Raw genomic sequence first — 17,213 nt, forward strand, 5'->3', positions numbered from 1 at the left:
CGCAATCTCACGCAATCCCCGAAAGCAGGACATGATGAACCCGAGACCGTCGATCGCCTTTGCAAAATTCGCCGCGCCTCAGGCGGCGGCGAACAGGAAGGGCACGGTCTTCGTGCTGTCGGCGGATGACGGTGGCCTGAGTGATGCAGCCAAGGCCTACGATCCCGGCAAGACGCTGGAACGCGCTTTCCCGGTCGCCGAGTTTAACGGGAAGTTCGCCGGCGTCGTCGAAATGCTGGCGCCGGAAGGAACATCGCTCGACAGGCTGGTCGCGATCGGCGCCGGCAAGACGTCGGGGCTTGACGAATATGCATGGTTGAAGCTCGGTGGCACCATTGCGGCGTCCCTGCGCAAGGCAACCGATGTGGCGGTGGTGCTGGACCTGATCGGGGCCTCGCCCAATGGCAAGGATGCCGCCGCCCTGGCGGCGGGTATTCTCCTGCGCAGCTATTCCTTCGACAAGTACAAGACCAGAAAGGACAAGGACGACGCAAAGTCCGATCCGAAGAAGCCGATCAAGGTCACCATCCACACCGCCGACCCGGCGGGCGCCAAGAAGGCGTTCACGGATGCCGAGGCCGTGATCGATGGCGTGCTTCTGGCGCGCGACCTTGTCAACGAACCGGCCAACGTGCTGGGGCCCGTCGAGTTCGCCGCCCGCGCCAAGGAACTCGAGGCGATCGGCGTCAAGGTCGAGATCCTGACCGAGAAGGAGATGAAGAAGCTCGGCATGGGCTCGCTGCTCGGTGTCGCGCAGGGCTCCCCCCGCGGCGCCCGAATGGCCGTCATGCAGTGGAACGGCGGCAAGCCCAAGGACAACCCCGTCGCCTTCGTCGGCAAGGGCGTCACCTTCGACACCGGCGGCAATTCGATGAAACCGGCATCGGGCATGGAGGACATGAAGGGCGACATGGGTGGTGCCGCGGCCGTAACAGGGCTGATGCATGCCTTGGCCGCGCGCAAGGCAAAGGCCAATGTCGTCGGCATTATCGGGCTGGTGGAAAATGCCGTCGACGGCCATGCCCAGCGCCCCGGCGACATCGTCACCTCGATGTCTGGACAGACCATCGAGGTGCTCAATACCGACGCGGAGGGACGGCTGGTTCTGGCCGATGCGCTCTGGTACTGCAACGACCGCTTCGAGCCGAAGGTCATGGTCAATCTGGCGACGCTGACGGGTGCCATCATGGTCGCGCTCGGTCAGAATTATGCCGGCCTGTTCTCCAACAATGACGAACTGTCGGAGAGGCTGGTGGCAGCGGGACAGTCGACGCAGGAGCGCCTGTGGCGCATGCCGCTGGGCGCCGAATACGACAAGCTGATCGATTCCAAGAACGCCGACATGAAGAACATCGGCGGCCGCTATGGCGGTGCCATCATCGCCGCGCAGTTCCTGCAGCGCTTCGTCAAGGACACGGCCTGGGCGCATCTCGACATCGCCGGCACGGCGATGGGTTCGCCGTCGAACGAAATCAACCAGTCCTGGGGGTCAGGCTTCGGCGTGCGGCTGCTCGATCGGCTGGTGCGTGACCATTACGAGATCTGACCTCGATCCATGGCCGAGGTGCTGTTTTATCATCTGACCGAATCGACGCTGGAGGATGCGCTGCCTGGTCTGCTGGAGCGCAGCGTCGGTCGTGGCTGGCGCGCCGTGGTGCAGACCGGCACCGAAGAACGGCGCGACGCGCTCGACCAGCATCTGTGGACATTTCGCGACGATTCCTTCCTCGCCCATGCCACCGACCGCGAAGCCTATCCCGCCGAGCAGCCGATCCTGTTGACCACCGGTGAAGCCAATCCGAACGCGGCGCAGATACGCTTCCTGGTCGACGGTGCCACGCCGCCGGATCTCGATGGCTACGAGCGCGCCGTGTTCCTGTTCGACGGCCATGATGCCGCCCAGGTCGAGGCAGCGCGGGGGCACTGGAAAGTGATGAAGGGCTCCGGCCACGCCGTGACTTATTGGCAGCAGACGCCCGACCGCCGCTGGGAGCGCAAGGCGTAGGCCTTGGCGCGTCATCGGGTTCATGCAGAGGCAGGCCGATGGCCCGCTTCTGCATGTCGCCGGGTGGACTTACTGCCCAGCCATTTCCTTCTTGAATGTGTCGAAATCGATCTGCATGCCATTGAAGATGGTGCTCCAGTGGCGGGTCAGCGCCGCCATCGCCACGGCTTCCTGGATTTCCTCATCGGTGGCGCCGGCGCGCTTGGCATCCTGCGTGTCCGACCAGATGCAATAGTTACACGGAATCTGCGCCGCCACCGCCAGCGAAATCAGCGACTTGACCTTTGGCGGCAGTGCCGTCTTGTCGCTAAGTTCGATGGCCTTGACCTCGGCCCAAGCACCGGGCAGACCGGCTTTTGGAAACTGTTTCACAAAGCTTGGCACACCGCCCATGGTCGATTGGATGTCCTTGATGGTTGCATCATATTCATCGGCATGGGCCGGCGCTGCTCCGAGCGACAGAACGCAGGCTGCGGCGGTGAAAAGGAACGCACGGCGGATGGAAGATTGCACGGATTCGGCGATGCGACGGTTCGACATGGTTTTCTCCTCTGGTCTTTGCTAGCCTTACGATGTAAGGTGCGCGGAAGATGAACCTTACAGTGTAAGCTGTCAAGCGACGCCATGGACTCAGAGATCAAAAAAAAGCGAACCCGCGGTCGGCTGTCCCGCGAGATGATCGAGGACGCCGCCTTCGAGGTGATCGAGCGGGAGGGTTTCGCTGGCTTTTCGACGCGCAAACTGGCGGCGGCGCTCGGCTGCGAGGCGATGAGCATCTACCACCACTTTCCGTCCATGACGCATCTGTTCGAGGCGATGGTCGATAGGCTGGTCGGCCCGCTGGAGATGCCGGATCCCGGCTTGCCGTGGCGTCAACGGATGCGCATGGCCATATTGGATTATCGCCGGATCGGTCGCGAGCATCCGGCCTTCGCGACGTATTTCCTGACCTACCGCATGAATTCGCCCATTTGCCTTGCCTATCTGGACGGCGTCATCGGGCTGTTCAAGGACGGCGGCTTCGACCAGGAGGCGACTGCGAGACTGTTCCGCGCGGTTGGCTATTATCTGACCGGCGCGGTGCTCGACGAAACAGCCGGGTACGCCAAGGGCCCATCGGCCGCCACCCCCGTCAGCAACGAGGAGCTTGGACGTAATTTTCCCAATGTCGCCGCCGCCGGCCGTTACTTTGGCAAGGCAGAGTTCGACAAGACGTTCGAGCTTGGGCTCGATATGCTGCTGGATGAAATGGAACGCTTGCGTGACGGCGCCAAGGCAAGCCGGTTGTCCGGCGAGATCTGACCAGGTGACTGTCTCCATGCGCTTTCTGTTTGTCCTGATCTTGATGGCCAGTATCGGCATCGGCCTCATCTATCCCTGGGCGATGGCCAATTTTTCCGGCCGCGAGATCGGCGCCTGGCGGGTCTCCTTACGTTTCGGTGGCGGCCGGCCGGAAAATCCGAACTCGCAACCGCCGCCGCCACGCTGGGGCAGGGGAACCGCATGAATTACCGCCACGCCTATCATGCCGGCAATTTCGCTGACGTCATCAAGCATGTCGTGCTGACGCGTCTGCTCGAATATCTAAAGCAGAAGGACAAGGCGTTTCGCGTCATCGACACCCATGCCGGCATCGGCCGCTACGACCTGTCGTCATCCGAAGCGCAAAAGACAGGCGAGTGGCAGGGCGGCATCGGCCGGCTGATCGACGCCTCGTTCGATGCCAAGGTGGCGGCGCTGTTGGCGCCTTATCTCGGCATGGTGCGGTCGCTCAATCCCGAGGGCGGTGTGAAGAAGTATCCGGGTTCGCCGCTGCTCGCACGCAATCTCCTGCGCAAGCAGGATCGATTGTCGGCGATCGAGCTGCACCCGAAAGACGCGGTGAAGCTCAAGGCGGAATTCGCCGACGATTTCCAGACCCGGGTGATGGAACTCGATGGCTGGCTGGCGCTGGGCGCGCATCTGCCGCCGAAGGAGAAACGCGGGCTGGTGCTCGTCGATCCGCCCTTCGAGGAAGAGGGCGAGTTCGGCCGCCTCGTCGACGGGCTGGTCAAGGCGCACAGGCGCTGGCCTGGCGGCATCTATGCGCTGTGGTATCCGATCAAGGACCGCAAGGCGATCATCGCCTTCAGGAAAGCGCTGAAGCAATCCGGCATTCCGAAAATCCTCGACGTAGAATTCGAGATCAGGCCAGCCTCGTCGCAACCCAGCCTCGACGGCAGCGGCATGGTGGTGGTCAATCCGCCCTTCACGCTGGAAGGCGAATTGCGAACCGTGCTGCCGGCACTGCACAGATTGCTCGCCGTCGAAAAGCCGGCGCACTGGTCGCTGGAATGGCTGATTGGCGAGCAGGCTTGATGAAACCGGGGCGGGCTTCGCAACGGTCGGCGCGTTGACCTATCGGTGCTTGTAACGGCCGTTTTGCGCTCTAGCTCTTTGGTGAATTTGCCGTTGTTGACGGAATTAGAGGCGCCGATTCTGGAAACCATTGTTTCGGCAACCGCTTGACCGCCGCCAAGCGAATCCGCACAGTGTAAGCAATTGACCTTGAGAGGCTGCCATGACTCGCTTCGCCAAATCCGTTGTTGCCGCTCTGCTTGCCCTTTGCACCCCGCTGTCGGCGCCTCTCGGCGTAACGCAGGCAGTTCACGCTGCCGATCTTATAGGCGTCTATTCCGAAGACGACGGCAGTGTCTGTGGTGAATCCTGGGTGCTGAGCAAGATCACTGACCGGTTCTCCTATCAGGTGCATCACGTGCCGCATCTGCCCGACGTCGCGATCACCGATTTTCACAACATTCACCAGCACCGATATCAGCTGGCGAGCGAGCAATGGCCGATCGGCCGTCACTATTGCCGGGCAACCGTCAGTCTGTCGGACGGCCGTGACCGGTCGATCTTCTATCTGATCGAGGAAGGCCAGGGCTTTGCCTCGATCGGCGACAACGTCGAATTCTGCGTCTCGGGCTTTGACCGCTGGATGGTCTACAACGGCCGCTGCCGCGTCCTGCGCTGAACGCGTCTCTTCCTCCGATGCTTTTCGCGCCTGCGACCTCAAGGTTGCAGGCGTTTTTGCATTCTGCGTTGATATAAGGTGCGATCGCAGGCGCCGGGTTAATCGCACGGCAGGTCATAATCGGCGCCCGCGTTGCATGGTCGCCGCACGCTGGGAGTGTCGCTCGATCGCAGTGCTACTTCCTGCGTTGCGTCGCCTGGGCCTGATCGATGATCTTGCGAAGAAAGGCTATGTGACCGCGAAAGGCCCGCCGCCCAACCGTCGTTGCCTTGACCCGGGTCTGCGGCCGCCGCCCGACGAAGAGCTTTTCAATCTCGACATAGCCTGCCTTCGCCAGCGTATCGAGGTGCGCGCCGAGATTTCCGTCGGTGGTTTCGATCATCGCCTTCAGCCGCGTGAATTCCAGCGCCTCGCGCCTTTCCAGCCTATTCAGGACAGCCATGATCCTGAGCCGTGTACTCTGGTGGATGATGTCGTCGGCGCTCATCTGTGGGCTCCAGTGAAGCAGGCCTTGAGCTTCCCATATAGCTCCGCGATCTCGGGCGGCAGCGGTTGCGGGACCGACATCGAACACGCTTACTTCTGCAGAATACTCTGCCATGCAGAGCTATCTGTCAATTTGTCGACTGGCGATGGAACGACACTTGACAAGGTGATCGCCAGATCGGTCGTCGCATTGCGTTCGTGAGCTGCATCGATCGTCCATCTGCAAAAGAAGAAAGCTCCGAGGAGGTTGCAGCTCATGATATTCGCGGCGAAGATCAATGCGCGAAACTGCTTGCTAGTCTTCGGAGCTTCACGGCGGGCTCGGTCCCGCAGCGCATCGAGAATGTCGGCGTCAAATTGCTGGCGATATCCGAAGATCACGCCGCAATTTTGCGATGATGAGTGCGATCGTGTGTCGATCGCAACCAAAATTTAAGCTGAGAGAATCATACCATTGCTTCGCTGGCTAGCGAGCCGCGAGTCAGATATGCATTGCGCGCCGGGGTCATTCACGGCCATCGGCATAACGTGAAGGGGCATGACATGGCTAAGCAGTCATCTAAAGCGCCGGCATCCAAGACACCGGCAAGGAAAGCACCCGCAAAAGCAGTCGCGGCGAAGGCCGCAACGGCAGTGAAGAAAGCAGCGCCTGCCGCCAAGCCGAAGGCAGCCGCGGCCAAGGCTCCGGCAAAGAAACCCGCAGCCGCGGCGAAGGCTGCTGTGAAGCCGGCGGCGAAGAAAGCAGCGCCTGCGAAGGCAGCGGCAAAGCCTGCAACGAAGGCGGCGGCAAAGCCGGCAGCGAAGGCCGCGGCAAAGCCGGCGGCGAAAGCAGCGCCAGCGAAGAAACCGGCAGTGGCGAAGGCGACGGCAAAGCCCGCGGCCAAGAAGGTGGCACCCGCCAAGGCGGCGGCAAAGCCGGCAGCAAAGGCTGCGGCAAAGCCGGCCGCGAAAGCAGCCGCCGCCGCGACCAAGCCGGCTGTGAAGAAAGCCGCCGCGCCGAAGGCCAAGGCAGCGCCTGCCAAGGCGAAAGCTCCGGCCAAGAAGTAGACCGAGCCGTTGGGGCGTCGCGTGTCCTTCGGACACGGATCGAAGCATATTCGGCAGTTGGTTCAGCCCTTGGGCTGAACGTCGGGAAGGGACCGAGGGCAAGCAAAGCGAGGCGCCGTTTGGCTGCCTCGCTCGCCCGATTCAATTGTCTTGTCGCAGCGGTCGGCGGAGGCTCCCGGGGCCAATACCTGGATCCGTGAGGCGTGAAATGCGGTTTTGAAATCCTGTCAGCCTGCTCGTCGTCGCTTGCTCGCGTTTCCAGCGTACCGGTCTGCAGGCTTGTCGTGATGTCTGGTCGGAAGCCGCAACCGGTTTCTGGCAGCTGTTTTTTGCGCTCTGGCGGTTGATCACGAGTGCCCGTCCAGTCAACACTGGACGCCTGCAAACAGGAAACCGATCATGCCGAAGCTGCTCTACGCCTCCTCCTCTCCTTATAGCTCCAAGGTAAGGATGGCCGCGGCCTATGCCGGAATCGCCATCGAGCATGTGCCGGTCAAGACCGAGGACAGGCCAGCCGAATTGATCGGTGCCAATCCACTCGGCAAGATCCCGGTGCTGGTGCTCGACGACGGCCGTTCGATTCATGACAGTCGTGCCATCACCCAGCACCTCAACCGGATTTCGAAGAACGCGCTGTTTCCGCGCAATCCCGACAAGCGGCTGGAGGCGGAAGTGCTGGAGGCGCTGGCCGACGGCATCTGCGATTGCGCGCTGTCGATGGTCTATGAGCGCCGCACCCGGCCTGAAGAAATGGTCTATCAGCCCTGGCTCGACCGCCAATGGGCGAAGATCAGCACCGCACTCGATCTGCTCAACGCCAATCCGCCTAAACTGCCGAAGAAGATCACCGCCGGCCAGATCGCGTTGCGCGCCTGCCTTGGCTATCTCGCGCTGCGCTTCGCCGGCAAATGGGAAAAGGGCCGCAGCCGGCTGACGCGTTGGGCGGCGCGTTTCGACGAGAAGTTTCCGGAACTGAAGCCCCTCATTCCGGCGTGAGGCCGCCGCCATAAAAAAAGCCGGGCGCGAGGCCCGGCTTTTTCGTGTCGTGGCTTGAACGACTTAGAACTTCATACCGACGCCGAAGGTGACGCGGTTGTCGGTCGCCTTGACCTTGCCGATACCACCACCGAAGTCCTTGCTGCCGAAATCGGTGTAGCGATACTCGACGCGGCCGAACACATTGTCGGTCAACTTGATGTCGGTGCCGAGACCGGCGGTCCAGCCGATCATGGTGGCGGTGTCGCTGGTGGTGAGAACGGAGTCTTCCACCTTCAGGCTTCTGCCGGCGAGACCGCCGGTGCCGTAGAGCAGGATTTCCGGGGTCACCGCGTAGCCGAGACGGGCACGCAGCGAGCCTTCGAAGCCGCCCTTCGAGTGGATGCCGTTGTCGTCGCCCTTGACGCCGTTGTAACCGAGCTCGGCTTCACCGCCGTAGACGAAGTTCTCCTGCTGCCACTGATAGCCGCCGAAGACGCTACCGACGAAACCCTTGGTATCGGTCGAAACGCCGAAATCCTTCTCCTTGGTACGGCCGCTGAAGCCATAGCCAACATTGATACCGGCATAGGGGCCGGCCCACGAAGCGACAGGAAGTTCGGCAACCGGAGCGGGTGCCGGCGGCTCTTCCCGGACGACGTCCGCGGCATAGGCGGTACCACCGAGGGCAAAGAGCCCGAGCGCAACAGCCAGCGGCCGTGCGAATTTAAGATTGGCTTGCATTCTTCTTTACTCCTTAAGCCACAGGACACAGGCTTGTTTCTCACGATCGCCATCGACCCGCCCGGGGGGTGAAACGGATCTGGCGTTCGTCGGTTCCAAATGTCGTGTCAAAATGCGGCTGAACCGAACCTGAACTTGGGTCATTACCCGGCACGAATGAGGCAGAAACTTGACGTTGCATCTTCGCAACAGCGAAATGTCAGCAATCGGAGGGTGTTACGCTGCACACGGCTTGGTACAAGGAGTCCAGCGTCCTATATTCGGCTCTGGCTGGCTTTCGTCGAGAAGCATTCGAGAGCCCATCCAGCCGTTTCGCCACAATGCTGCCCCAGGTGCGAACGCCATTTAACAGATGACAGGCCATATTTTGCCGGCACCGTCTTTTCGTGCCGAAACCGAGGATTGACAGACGATGAGCAATGCCACCGCGGCACTGGTGACCGGCGGGGCGAAGCGGATCGGCAAGGCGATCGTTGAAGATCTCGCTGGCCATGGCTTTGCGGTCGCCATCCATTCCAATCGCTCGCATGATGAGGCGGATGCATTGGCGGCGCGGATTAACCAGGCAGGCGGCAGGGCCGTGGCGGTCGGCGCCGATCTGACCGACATGGCCGATGTGGCCGGCCTGATCGGCCAGGCTCAGGCAGCGCTCGGGCCGATCTCGCTTCTGGTCAACAATGCTTCCCTCTTCGTCGATGATTCGGTCGAGGATTTTGACTGGCAGGCCTGGGACCGCCACTTCGCCATACATGTGAAAACCCCGGCGCTGTTGGCGCGGAACTTCGTCCGGTCCTTGCCGGATGGACAGGAAGGGCTGATCGTCAACATCATCGACCAGCGCGTCTGGCGGCCGACACCGCGCTATTTCTCCTATGCGCTGTCGAAATCAGCGTTATGGACGCAGACTGAGATGCTGGCCCAGGCGCTCGGCCCGCGCATCCGTGTCAATGCGATAGGTCCGGGGCCGACGCTGAAGAATCAGCGTCAGAATGATTCCGATTTTGACGCACAGGTCGCTGGCCTGATTCTGAAGCGCGGCCCGGAATTGCCGGAATTTGGCGCCACCATTCGCTATCTCTGGGAGGCGCGCTCAGTTACCGGCCAGATGATCGCGCTCGATGGCGGACAGCATCTTGCATGGCAGACGCCCGATGTGACAGGCATGACGGAATGAGTCCTCTGGATCATAAGAACAAGGCGCGCGGTGGCGCCGATGACCTTCCTCCCGAAATCGACATCGAGGGCGAGGCGCTCGAGGAGATCGTCGAACCGGCCGGCCCGGATGTTGCCTTCACGGCCATCGACTGGACACCGCATGCCGGCGATACCGAGGGCCGGGTCGGCGCCGAGGTCATCCAGACCCTGGTCAAGCGGCTGCCCAATGCGCCCGGTGTCTATCGCATGATGAATGCCGCTGGCGACGTGCTCTATGTCGGCAAGGCGCGCAGCTTGAAGAAACGCGTCACCAACTACGCGCAAGGGCGCTTCCACACCGCCCGAATCGGCCGCATGGTACGCGAGACCGCGACGATGGAGTTCGTCGTCACCCGCACCGAGATCGAAGCGCTGCTGCTTGAAGCCAATCTTATCAAGCGATTGCGGCCGCGTTTCAATGTGCTGATGCGGGACGACAAGTCGTTCCCCTATATTCTTCTGACCGGTGATCATGTGTCGCCCGGAATCTACAAGCATCGCGGGGCGCGGTCGCGAAAAGGCGACTATTTCGGTCCGTTTGCTTCGGCCGGTGCCGTCGGCCGCACCATCAATTCGCTGCAGCGCGCCTTCCTGCTGCGCAGCTGCACCAACTCCTTCTACGAGAACCGCACGCGACCTTGCCTGCTCTACCAGATCAAGCGTTGCGCCGGCCCGTGCACGGGCGAAATCTCGCATGAGGGCTATGCCGAGTTGGTCGCCGAGGCAAAGGACTTTCTCTCGGGCCGCAGCCAGAAGGTGAAGACCGAGATTTCGACCGCGATGCAGCAGGCATCGCAAGACCTCGATTTCGAGCGCGCCGCCATCTATCGCGACCGGCTGGCCGCACTGTCACATGTGCAGAGCCATCAGGGCATCAACCCGGCGACCGTCGACGAGGCCGATGTCTTCGCCATTCATCAGGAAGGGGGGCAGACCTGCATCCAGGTGTTCTTCTTCCGCACCGGACAGAACTGGGGCAACCGCGCCTATTTCCCCAAGGCCGATCCCGCGCTGGAGGGATCAGAAGTGCTGGGCTCGTTCCTGGCGCAGTTTTATGATGACAAGCCGACGCCGCGCGCCATTCTGCTGTCGCACGGTGTCGAGGACCAGGAACTGCTGGCGGAGGCGCTCTCCACCCGCGCCGGCCGCAAGGTGGCCATCTCGGTGCCGCAGCGCGGCGAGAAAAAGGACCTGACCGACAACGCCTTGCAGAATGCGCGTGAGGCGCTTGGCCGCCGGCTGGCCGAAACCTCGACGCAAGGCCGGCTGCTTGCCGGTTTCGCCGAGACGTTCGGCCTGGCCAAGCCGCCCGTGCGCATCGAAGTCTATGACAATTCGCACATCATGGGCACCAACGCCGTTGGCGCCATGGTCGTCGCCGGGCCGGAAGGTTTTGTGAAAAACCAGTACCGGAAATTCAACATCCGCTCGACCGAGATCACGCCGGGCGACGATTTCGGCATGATGCGCGAGGTGATGGAGCGGCGCTTTTCGCGGCTGCTCAAGGAACATGGTGATGCCGTGGCCGACAATGCGGCTGCCGACGAAGCGGACGGCGACGTCGTCGAGGAGGATATCTCCGGCAGCTTCCCGGCCTGGCCCGACGTCATCCTGATCGACGGCGGCCAGGGCCAGATGACTGCAGTGCGCAAGATCCTCTCGGATCTAGGCATAGAAGACCGCGTCATGGCCATCGGCATCGCCAAGGGACAGGACCGCGACGCCGGCCGCGAGCGCTTCTTCGTCAAGGGCAGGGATTCGTTCTCGCTGCCGGTTCGCGACCCCGTGCTTTATTTCGTCCAGCGGCTGCGCGACGAGGTCCACCGCTTCGCCATCGGCTCGCACCGGGCCCGCCGCAAAAAGGAAATGGTCAAGAGCCCGCTCGACGAGATCTCTGGCATCGGCCCCAGCCGCAAGCGCGCCCTTCTGCTGCATTTCGGCACCGCAAAGGCGGTCAGCCGCGCGGCAATCGAGGATCTGAGGAAGGTCGACGGCATTTCCGAGCAGGTGGCGAAACTGGTCTATAATCACTTCCATGAGAGCTGATGCATGTCACCCGAATGTGCATGGTTGTTTTGGCACAGCGACATGTATGAAGGGGAAGAACGCACGTCTTTCCGAAATGGAGTGTGGTTTTAGGACAGCGTGTGAGGTTTCCCGTTATTTTCGGCTGGCCAATCGATTTTGGCCTGTTGACCCCCCACATTCGCATCTGATTTGAGTACGCAGGCAGAAAGAGTCCTTGAAGACATGGCCCAGCGCGCGTTCAACCTGCCTAACATACTGACCTACGCCCGCATTATCGCGGTGCCGCTGGTCGTGCTGTGCTTTTTTCTCGAAGGCCATCTGAAATCCAGCGACTTCGCCCGCTGGTCGGCACTGATCATTTTCCTGCTGGCATCGGTCACAGATTATTTCGACGGCTATTTTGCGCGCGCCTGGCAGCAGACCTCCAACATCGGCAAGATGCTCGATCCAATCGCCGACAAACTGCTGGTCGCCACGTGCCTTTTGCTGCTGGCGGCGGATACCGATCGTCATGCCGGCATCGCCGGCTGGTCGTTGTGGGCGGCAATCATCATCCTGTGTCGCGAGATCCTGGTTTCCGGCCTGCGCGAATATCTGGCGGCGCTCAAGGTCTCGGTGCCGGTGACGCAGCTTGCCAAATGGAAGACCACCATCCAGATGGTCGCGATCGCCTTCCTGCTGGCCGGGCCGGCAGGCGATAAGATCTTCCCGCTGACCACGCAGACCGGCCTTGTGCTGCTGTGGATCGCGGCACTCGTTACGCTCTACACCGGCTACGACTATTTCCGCGCCGGCCTCAAGCACATCATGGACGAATGAGATGACGACCCGCCTCATCTATTTTGCCTGGGTTCGCGAGCGGATCGGCACATCGGAGGAAGATGTCGAATTGCCCGTCGGCATTGAGACGGTCGCCGACCTCTTGCGCTGGCTGCAATCGCGCGGCGAGGGCTATGAGCATGCGCTGCAATATCCCGACGTGATCCGTGTTGCCATCAACCAGGAACATGTCGACCACCACGAGAAGATATCCGGCGCGCGCGAGATCGCCCTGTTCCCGCCAATGACGGGAGGCTGACGCTCATGTCGGCCGTTCTGGCGCCGACCGTGCGCATCCAGCGCCAGGATTTCGACGTCGCCGCCGAGATCGCCGGGCTCACGCAAGGCCGCGCCGACATTGGTGCCGTGGTCACCTTTTCCGGCCTCTGCCGGGACGAGCAGGGCGCGCTCGCGGCGCTTGAACTGGAGCACTATCCCGGCATGGCGGAGGCCGAGATCGGCCGCATCGCCACCGAGGCGGTTCAGCGCTGGCCGCTGCAGGGCCTCACGGTCATCCACCGCCATGGCAAGATCGCGCCGGGTGAGAATATCGTGCTCGTGGTGGCCGCCTCGGCGCACCGCCAGGCCGCGTTCGAAGCGGCGAACTTCCTGATGGACTATCTGAAATCGCGTGCTCCCTTCTGGAAGAAGGAGCGTCGTGTTGACGGTTCGGAGGGTGGCTGGGTCGAGGCCAAGGAAACCGACGTCAAGGCGGCGCAGCGCTGGAAATCACCAGAATAAAATCCCGCCGCAGCCATGCATTGACCGCAATCCTTTGGCCAATTCAACGACCGTTGGTCGGCCCGGGCATCGGCAGCCCGGAGCATTGGCAGCCCGTGGCAAGGGAGATGGTCATGCTGGACAGGCTCGCGGAGTTCTTCGTCTTCGGCTTTGTGCCGCTGGTCGTCGGCATCCTGGCGGTGCCTGAACTCTCCTTGGCCGCCGAAAAGGCGGTGAGGGGCGAGGTGATCTATCGCGAGCGCATCGCCTTGCCGCCCAGTGCCGTGCTCTCCGTCCAGCTTGCCGATGTCTCGCTGGCCGACGCGCCGGCCAGGATCATCGGCGAACAGAAGATCAAGCCTGCCGGTCAGGTGCCGATCAGCTTCGAGATCAAATTCGACCCTTCCGTCATCCGGTCACAGATGACCTACGTCCTGCAGGCCCGCATCACCGTCGACGGCAGGCTGATGTTCATTTCCGATGTGCGCCACCAGCTCGATCCGCTGACCGACGCGCCCCAGACCATCATGCTCAAGATGGTCGCGCCGAGTGGCGAGCCGGCGGCTTCCGTCTTTGATCAGCTCTGGGTGGTGGACTATATCGACGGCGTCGGCGCCATCACCGCGCCGCAGGTGACGTTCAAGGTCAGCGAGGCCGGCAAGGCCGGCGGCAGCGGCCCGTGCAACAACTATTTCGCCACGGCGAAGGTCGATGGCCAGGCAATCGCGATCAGCGGCATCGGGTCGACCTACAAGGCCTGCGCGCCCGAGGTGATGGCCGAGGAAAAGGCGTTGTTCGATGCCTTGGCCAAGGCGGCGTCATACAGGGTCGATGCCGGAAAACTCGCCATTGCCGACAAGGACGGTCGCGAAATTCTGCGCTTCAGCGCTGCAAGCTGAATTCCCACCTTGCTCCAGTACGAACTCATATAAGGCGCGCCGGGGAGCTTGGGACGACATCCTTATACGATAAAGGGCCGGCATTTCGCCGGCCTTTTATCATGATTTGCGATATGGGCTGTCGGCTCAGCCGACGATTTCAGTGTCCGAGAACCAGTACCTGATCTCCTGCGCGGCGGTTTCCGGCGCGTCGGAGCCGTGCACCGAATTCTCGCCGATCGACAGCGCATGCACCTTGCGGATGGTGCCTTCGGCGGCGTTGGCCGGATTGGTGGCGCCCATCACTTCGCGGTTCTTGGCAATGGCATTCTCGCCCTCCAGAACCTGGACGATCGTCGGCGCCGACGACATGAACTCCACCAGTTCGCCGAAGAACGGACGGTCCTTGTGGACGGCATAAAAACCTTCCGCCTCACGGCGGCTCATCCACACCCGGCGCGACGCGATGACGCGCAGGCCGGCGTCCTCGAGCATCTTGGTGATGGCGCCGGTGAGGTTGCGCCGCGTTGCGTCCGGCTTGATCATCGAGAAGGTGCGTTCGAGCGCCATGGGTCGTCCTTGTCTGGAGAATGGAATGGAGAGTGGCGGGCTCTATACAAGCCGCCCGGCCCATTGCCAAGGGGTGAGGCCAAAGGGAAGAGGCATGGTCCGCCAAACGGACGGAAAGCCGATTGCCTGGCTTTCCGAATGACGAATGGTATTTGAAAGGTCCGGTGGACCTTTCAAAGGACTTGAGCGCCCGAGGGGCAGGGAGCGACAGCGAAGGGCAGCCATGCGGCGGGTTGAATGTCGGATCGATGCCGACGAGCTGCGCGGCAAGTTGAGACCAAATGGCTGTAATATCAGGCTTTGCTTGCTATAGTCGCATCTCGGCGCCGCGCTGAAGTCGGCCCGAATGGAGACACTATGACCATGGCAGACGATCGTCAGGAGCGCATTCGCAACCGAGCCCATGAGATCTGGCAGGAAGAGGGGCAGCCGGCCGGCCAGCACGAACGCCACTGGCATCAGGCGGCAGCCGACATCGACCGGGAAGATGCCATGGGAACGTCGTCGGCAGCCAAAAAGCCCGCCAAGAAGGCAACTGGCGCTGTCAAGGCAAAAGCCGCGTCCAAGGAGGCGAAGGCCGCCAAGAAGACCAGCAAGCCAAAAAAGACAGCCAAGTAGGCCTGGCTGTCTCCGCTGCCGGCTCTTTGACGGCACAGTGACCGCGCTTGCCTTGCGGCAGGTCGGGCGTCAGGCCGCTGCGGCGACCTTTCGCCCGAGCCCGCCATGCAGGTCGAGGCAGCGGTCGAACCATTGTGCCGCCACGTCGCCGTCGTCGAGCAGCTGATAGGGCGTCGCGATACGCGCCCATTGCAGCGCGCCGAAGACGATATAGTCGGCAAACAGCGGCGAGGCACCGCCGATGAATGGCTGGTGGCTCAGCACCGAGCGTAACGGCTCCAGCGAAGCCCTGAAAGTGCCGAGCCCGGCTTCGCGCGCAGCCTTCACCTCTTCCAGTTTCTTGCCCAGGCGCTGTTCCCGGCTTTGCCGGAAATACGCGCCATTCGTCTCGTCCTGCATGGCATGCAGATCCACGATCGCCGCGGTGGTCACATAGGGGTGGATGGTCGATTGCGACCAGCGTTCGATGAACCGCGCCATCGCCTTGCCGCCATCGCCGCCAAAAAGCGTGGGACGATCCGGATAGGCCTCATCGAGATAGAGTGCGATAGCGAAGGAATCGATGACGACCTTGTCGCCGTCGCGGATCACCGGAAGGGTTTTCGAAACGCCGCCTTCGATGGTGGGCACCTCGAGAAAACGCGTCGGCGCGGTCGCGATATCGAGCCCCTTATGGGCCAGCGCCATCGTAGCCTTCCAGCAATGCGGACTGAACGGACGGTTCTCGTCGCGCCCGACGAGATCATAAAGCAGAATGGTCATTGGCGTCGGCTCCTTTGCGGTCTAGGTATCGCCCCGATGCCCGAAACGCGGCGGCGGGAGAAGAGATGAAACAGCACTTCATGATGTTTGCGGCGTACAATCAATGGGCCAATGGCCGCATCTATGATGCCGCCGCCGATCTCGATGAAGAGGAATTCAATCGCCATGTCGGCGCCTTCTTTGGCTCGCTGATGGGCACGCTCAACCATCTGCTCGCCGCCGATCGGATCTGGATGAAGCGCTTCACCGGCGAAGGCGATGCGCCGACGGCGCTGGATGCAATACTGCACCGGGGCTTGCCCAAGCTGCGGTCGGCGCGCGAGGCAGAGGACCGGCGGATCATCGACTGGCTCGGCGGCTTGGGCGACAAGGCGCTCTCGGGCCGCTTCACCTACATGACCGTATCGGACATGCGCACCGTCTCGCAACGCCTGGCGCCAGCGTTGGCTCATGTCTTCAACCACCAGACCCATCATCGCGGCCAGGCGCATATGATCCTGACGGTTCTCGGCCGCCCTTCCGTGCCGCTCGACCTGGCGCATTTCCAGCGGACTGAAGAGGGAAGGGCCTTTGCCTGATCCAATGCATGTCGCCCAAAAGTGATCTCGGTTTTGGGAGAACGACATGCTTAAAAACAAAGACCTCAAGCGCGTTGCATGAATCCGCTTCGACGCGACGCGCTTTGGATCGTTTTCGTTTACGTCAGAAGGTGAATGGCCCGCGCCGACTATCGCCGCATCTTTTGCCGCAGCATGGCCTTCACATCAGGCCATTCGGAATCGATGATGCTGAACCGGACGGAATTGCGCTTTCGCCCATCCGGCATGATCCGCTCATTGCGAACGATTCCTTCCTGTTTTGCCCCTATTCTCAAAATAGCGGCTCTCGACGCTTCGTTGAGTTCGTCGGTGGTGAATTGCACGCGAACACATCCCATCACCTCAAATGCATGAGCCAAGAGAAGGTATTTGGCCTCGGTATTCACGCCCGATCGCTGAACCGAACGGCTGAGCCAGGTGTGCCCAATCTCTAACTTCCTATTCGTCCGGTCGATCTTCCAGAACCGTGTGCTCCCGCAGATCGCTCCTGTGCCGCGCAGGATGATTGTATAGGGCATGACAGTCCCGGCCTGTCGTCCAGTCAGAGCGCTGGCAACATAGCCATCGATCGTGGCTGGCCCGGGGACCACGGTGGCTTTCAGGTTCCACAGCTCACCGTCGGCGGCTGCACAGACAAGTCCCTGCGAATGCGCCGGCTGCAGGGGTTTCAGTTCAACAATTTCACCGACCAGGGCGAGTTGCCTGGAGTGGATATCCATTTCCAATGGTCCTCGATTCTCTGGCCGGCGGTC

Annotated in this window: 23 protein-coding genes; 16 read left to right on the top strand and 7 right to left on the bottom strand. The window is 61.8% G+C overall.

The window, feature by feature from the left end; translation table 11 throughout:
* Window positions 1-34: 34 nt before the first annotated feature.
* Both FJ958_RS00470 and FJ958_RS00475 read left to right on the top strand, forming a co-directional pair.
* Entirely contained in the window at window positions 35-1,546 is a 1,512-nt protein-coding gene (locus FJ958_RS00470; protein ID WP_140737988.1) for a leucyl aminopeptidase, read from the top strand.
* 9 nt (window positions 1,547-1,555) lie between these two features.
* Entirely contained in the window at window positions 1,556-2,005 is a 450-nt protein-coding gene (locus FJ958_RS00475; protein WP_140737991.1) for a DNA polymerase III subunit chi, read from the top strand.
* Window positions 2,006-2,074: 69 nt separating this feature from the next.
* On the opposite strand, the gene FJ958_RS00480 is transcribed toward FJ958_RS00475, so the two are convergent.
* Window positions 2,075-2,545, bottom strand: a complete 471-nt coding sequence (locus FJ958_RS00480) for a carboxymuconolactone decarboxylase family protein (protein WP_140737994.1) — start codon at window positions 2,543-2,545, stop codon at window positions 2,075-2,077.
* A gap of 135 nt (window positions 2,546-2,680) precedes the next feature.
* Between FJ958_RS00480 and FJ958_RS00485 the strand changes: the two genes are divergently transcribed.
* The 4 genes from FJ958_RS00485 to FJ958_RS00500 all read left to right on the top strand — a co-directional run bounded on the left by FJ958_RS00485 (window position 2,681) and on the right by FJ958_RS00500 (window position 5,021).
* Entirely contained in the window at window positions 2,681-3,307 is a 627-nt protein-coding gene (locus FJ958_RS00485; RefSeq protein ID WP_246679449.1) for a TetR/AcrR family transcriptional regulator, read from the top strand.
* Between the two features lie 16 nt (window positions 3,308-3,323).
* Window positions 3,324-3,512: a hypothetical protein gene (locus FJ958_RS00490; protein WP_140738000.1), complete on the top strand. Its 189-nt coding sequence runs from the start codon at window positions 3,324-3,326 to the stop codon at window positions 3,510-3,512.
* Window positions 3,509-4,363: a 23S rRNA (adenine(2030)-N(6))-methyltransferase RlmJ gene (locus FJ958_RS00495; RefSeq protein ID WP_140738003.1), complete on the top strand. Its 855-nt coding sequence runs from the start codon at window positions 3,509-3,511 to the stop codon at window positions 4,361-4,363. The genes FJ958_RS00490 and FJ958_RS00495 overlap by 4 nt, the downstream gene beginning before the upstream one ends.
* Window positions 4,364-4,565: 202 nt before the next feature.
* Window positions 4,566-5,021 (top strand): hypothetical protein, encoded by a 456-nt coding sequence (locus tag FJ958_RS00500; protein WP_140738006.1) that lies wholly within the window; start codon window positions 4,566-4,568, stop codon window positions 5,019-5,021.
* Window positions 5,022-5,196: 175 nt separating this feature from the next.
* On the opposite strand, the gene FJ958_RS00505 is transcribed toward FJ958_RS00500, so the two are convergent.
* Window positions 5,197-5,508, bottom strand: coding sequence for a transcriptional regulator (locus tag FJ958_RS00505; protein ID WP_140738009.1), 312 nt, complete (start codon window positions 5,506-5,508; stop codon window positions 5,197-5,199).
* An 89-nt stretch (window positions 5,509-5,597) separates the two neighbouring features.
* A complete protein-coding gene (locus tag FJ958_RS00510; protein WP_140738012.1) occupies window positions 5,598-5,888 on the bottom strand; it encodes a hypothetical protein in 291 nt (96 codons plus the stop codon).
* 162 nt (window positions 5,889-6,050) lie between these two features.
* Here FJ958_RS00510 and FJ958_RS00515 point away from each other — a divergent pair, with 162 nt between their 5' ends.
* Both FJ958_RS00515 and FJ958_RS00520 read left to right on the top strand, forming a co-directional pair.
* Complete coding sequence (locus FJ958_RS00515; RefSeq protein ID WP_140738015.1) at window positions 6,051-6,554, top strand: histone; 504 nt, start codon at window positions 6,051-6,053, stop codon at window positions 6,552-6,554.
* A 399-nt stretch (window positions 6,555-6,953) separates the two neighbouring features.
* Window positions 6,954-7,550: a glutathione S-transferase family protein gene (locus tag FJ958_RS00520; RefSeq protein WP_140738018.1), complete on the top strand. Its 597-nt coding sequence runs from the start codon at window positions 6,954-6,956 to the stop codon at window positions 7,548-7,550.
* Window positions 7,551-7,613: 63 nt separating this feature from the next.
* Here FJ958_RS00520 and FJ958_RS00525 read toward each other — a convergent pair whose 3' ends face one another.
* The gene (locus FJ958_RS00525) at window positions 7,614-8,273 is read right to left on the bottom strand and encodes an outer membrane protein (protein ID WP_140738021.1); all 660 of its coding nucleotides are present in this window, start codon (window positions 8,271-8,273) and stop codon (window positions 7,614-7,616) included.
* Window positions 8,274-8,685: 412 nt separating this feature from the next.
* Between FJ958_RS00525 and FJ958_RS00530 the strand changes: the two genes are divergently transcribed.
* The 6 genes from FJ958_RS00530 (at window position 8,686) to FJ958_RS00555 (ending at window position 13,933) form a co-directional block, all read left to right on the top strand.
* Window positions 8,686-9,447, top strand: a complete 762-nt coding sequence (locus tag FJ958_RS00530) for an SDR family oxidoreductase (protein ID WP_140738024.1) — start codon at window positions 8,686-8,688, stop codon at window positions 9,445-9,447.
* On the top strand, window positions 9,444-11,513 hold the full coding sequence (uvrC, locus tag FJ958_RS00535; RefSeq protein WP_140738027.1) for an excinuclease ABC subunit UvrC: 2,070 nt from the start codon (window positions 9,444-9,446) through the stop codon (window positions 11,511-11,513). Before FJ958_RS00530 ends, uvrC begins: the two co-directional genes overlap by 4 nt.
* Before the next feature lie 204 nt (window positions 11,514-11,717).
* The gene (gene pgsA / locus FJ958_RS00540; RefSeq protein WP_027026303.1) at window positions 11,718-12,314 is read left to right on the top strand and encodes a CDP-diacylglycerol--glycerol-3-phosphate 3-phosphatidyltransferase; all 597 of its coding nucleotides are present in this window, start codon (window positions 11,718-11,720) and stop codon (window positions 12,312-12,314) included.
* Between the two features lies 1 nt (window position 12,315).
* A complete protein-coding gene (gene moaD / locus FJ958_RS00545; protein ID WP_140610815.1) occupies window positions 12,316-12,573 on the top strand; it encodes a molybdopterin converting factor subunit 1 in 258 nt (85 codons plus the stop codon).
* Between the two features lie 5 nt (window positions 12,574-12,578).
* Window positions 12,579-13,055 carry a molybdenum cofactor biosynthesis protein MoaE gene (locus FJ958_RS00550; protein ID WP_140738030.1) on the top strand — a complete coding sequence of 159 codons (477 nt, stop codon included), beginning with the start codon at window positions 12,579-12,581 and terminating at the stop codon, window positions 13,053-13,055.
* 113 nt (window positions 13,056-13,168) lie between these two features.
* On the top strand, window positions 13,169-13,933 hold the full coding sequence (locus FJ958_RS00555) for a YbaY family lipoprotein (RefSeq protein WP_140738033.1): 765 nt from the start codon (window positions 13,169-13,171) through the stop codon (window positions 13,931-13,933).
* Between the two features lie 126 nt (window positions 13,934-14,059).
* Here FJ958_RS00555 and ndk read toward each other — a convergent pair whose 3' ends face one another.
* Window positions 14,060-14,482, bottom strand: a complete 423-nt coding sequence (gene ndk / locus FJ958_RS00560; RefSeq protein ID WP_140738036.1) for a nucleoside-diphosphate kinase — start codon at window positions 14,480-14,482, stop codon at window positions 14,060-14,062.
* A gap of 357 nt (window positions 14,483-14,839) precedes the next feature.
* Between ndk and FJ958_RS00565 the strand changes: the two genes are divergently transcribed.
* Entirely contained in the window at window positions 14,840-15,100 is a 261-nt protein-coding gene (locus FJ958_RS00565) for a DUF2934 domain-containing protein (RefSeq protein WP_140738038.1), read from the top strand.
* A 69-nt stretch (window positions 15,101-15,169) separates the two neighbouring features.
* Here FJ958_RS00565 and FJ958_RS00570 read toward each other — a convergent pair whose 3' ends face one another.
* Window positions 15,170-15,862, bottom strand: coding sequence for a glutathione S-transferase family protein (locus tag FJ958_RS00570; RefSeq protein ID WP_140738041.1), 693 nt, complete (start codon window positions 15,860-15,862; stop codon window positions 15,170-15,172).
* Between the two features lie 65 nt (window positions 15,863-15,927).
* On the opposite strand from FJ958_RS00570, the gene FJ958_RS00575 reads away from it, so the two are divergent.
* Window positions 15,928-16,440, top strand: coding sequence for a DinB family protein (locus tag FJ958_RS00575; RefSeq protein ID WP_140738044.1), 513 nt, complete (start codon window positions 15,928-15,930; stop codon window positions 16,438-16,440).
* 149 nt (window positions 16,441-16,589) lie between these two features.
* On the opposite strand, the gene FJ958_RS00580 is transcribed toward FJ958_RS00575, so the two are convergent.
* Window positions 16,590-17,180, bottom strand: coding sequence for a GNAT family protein (locus tag FJ958_RS00580; RefSeq protein WP_140738047.1), 591 nt, complete (start codon window positions 17,178-17,180; stop codon window positions 16,590-16,592).
* Window positions 17,181-17,213: the final 33 nt, after the last annotated feature.

The sequence above is a fragment of the Mesorhizobium sp. B2-3-5 genome, from assembly GCF_006442395.1.
GTDB lineage: Bacteria > Pseudomonadota > Alphaproteobacteria > Rhizobiales > Rhizobiaceae > Mesorhizobium.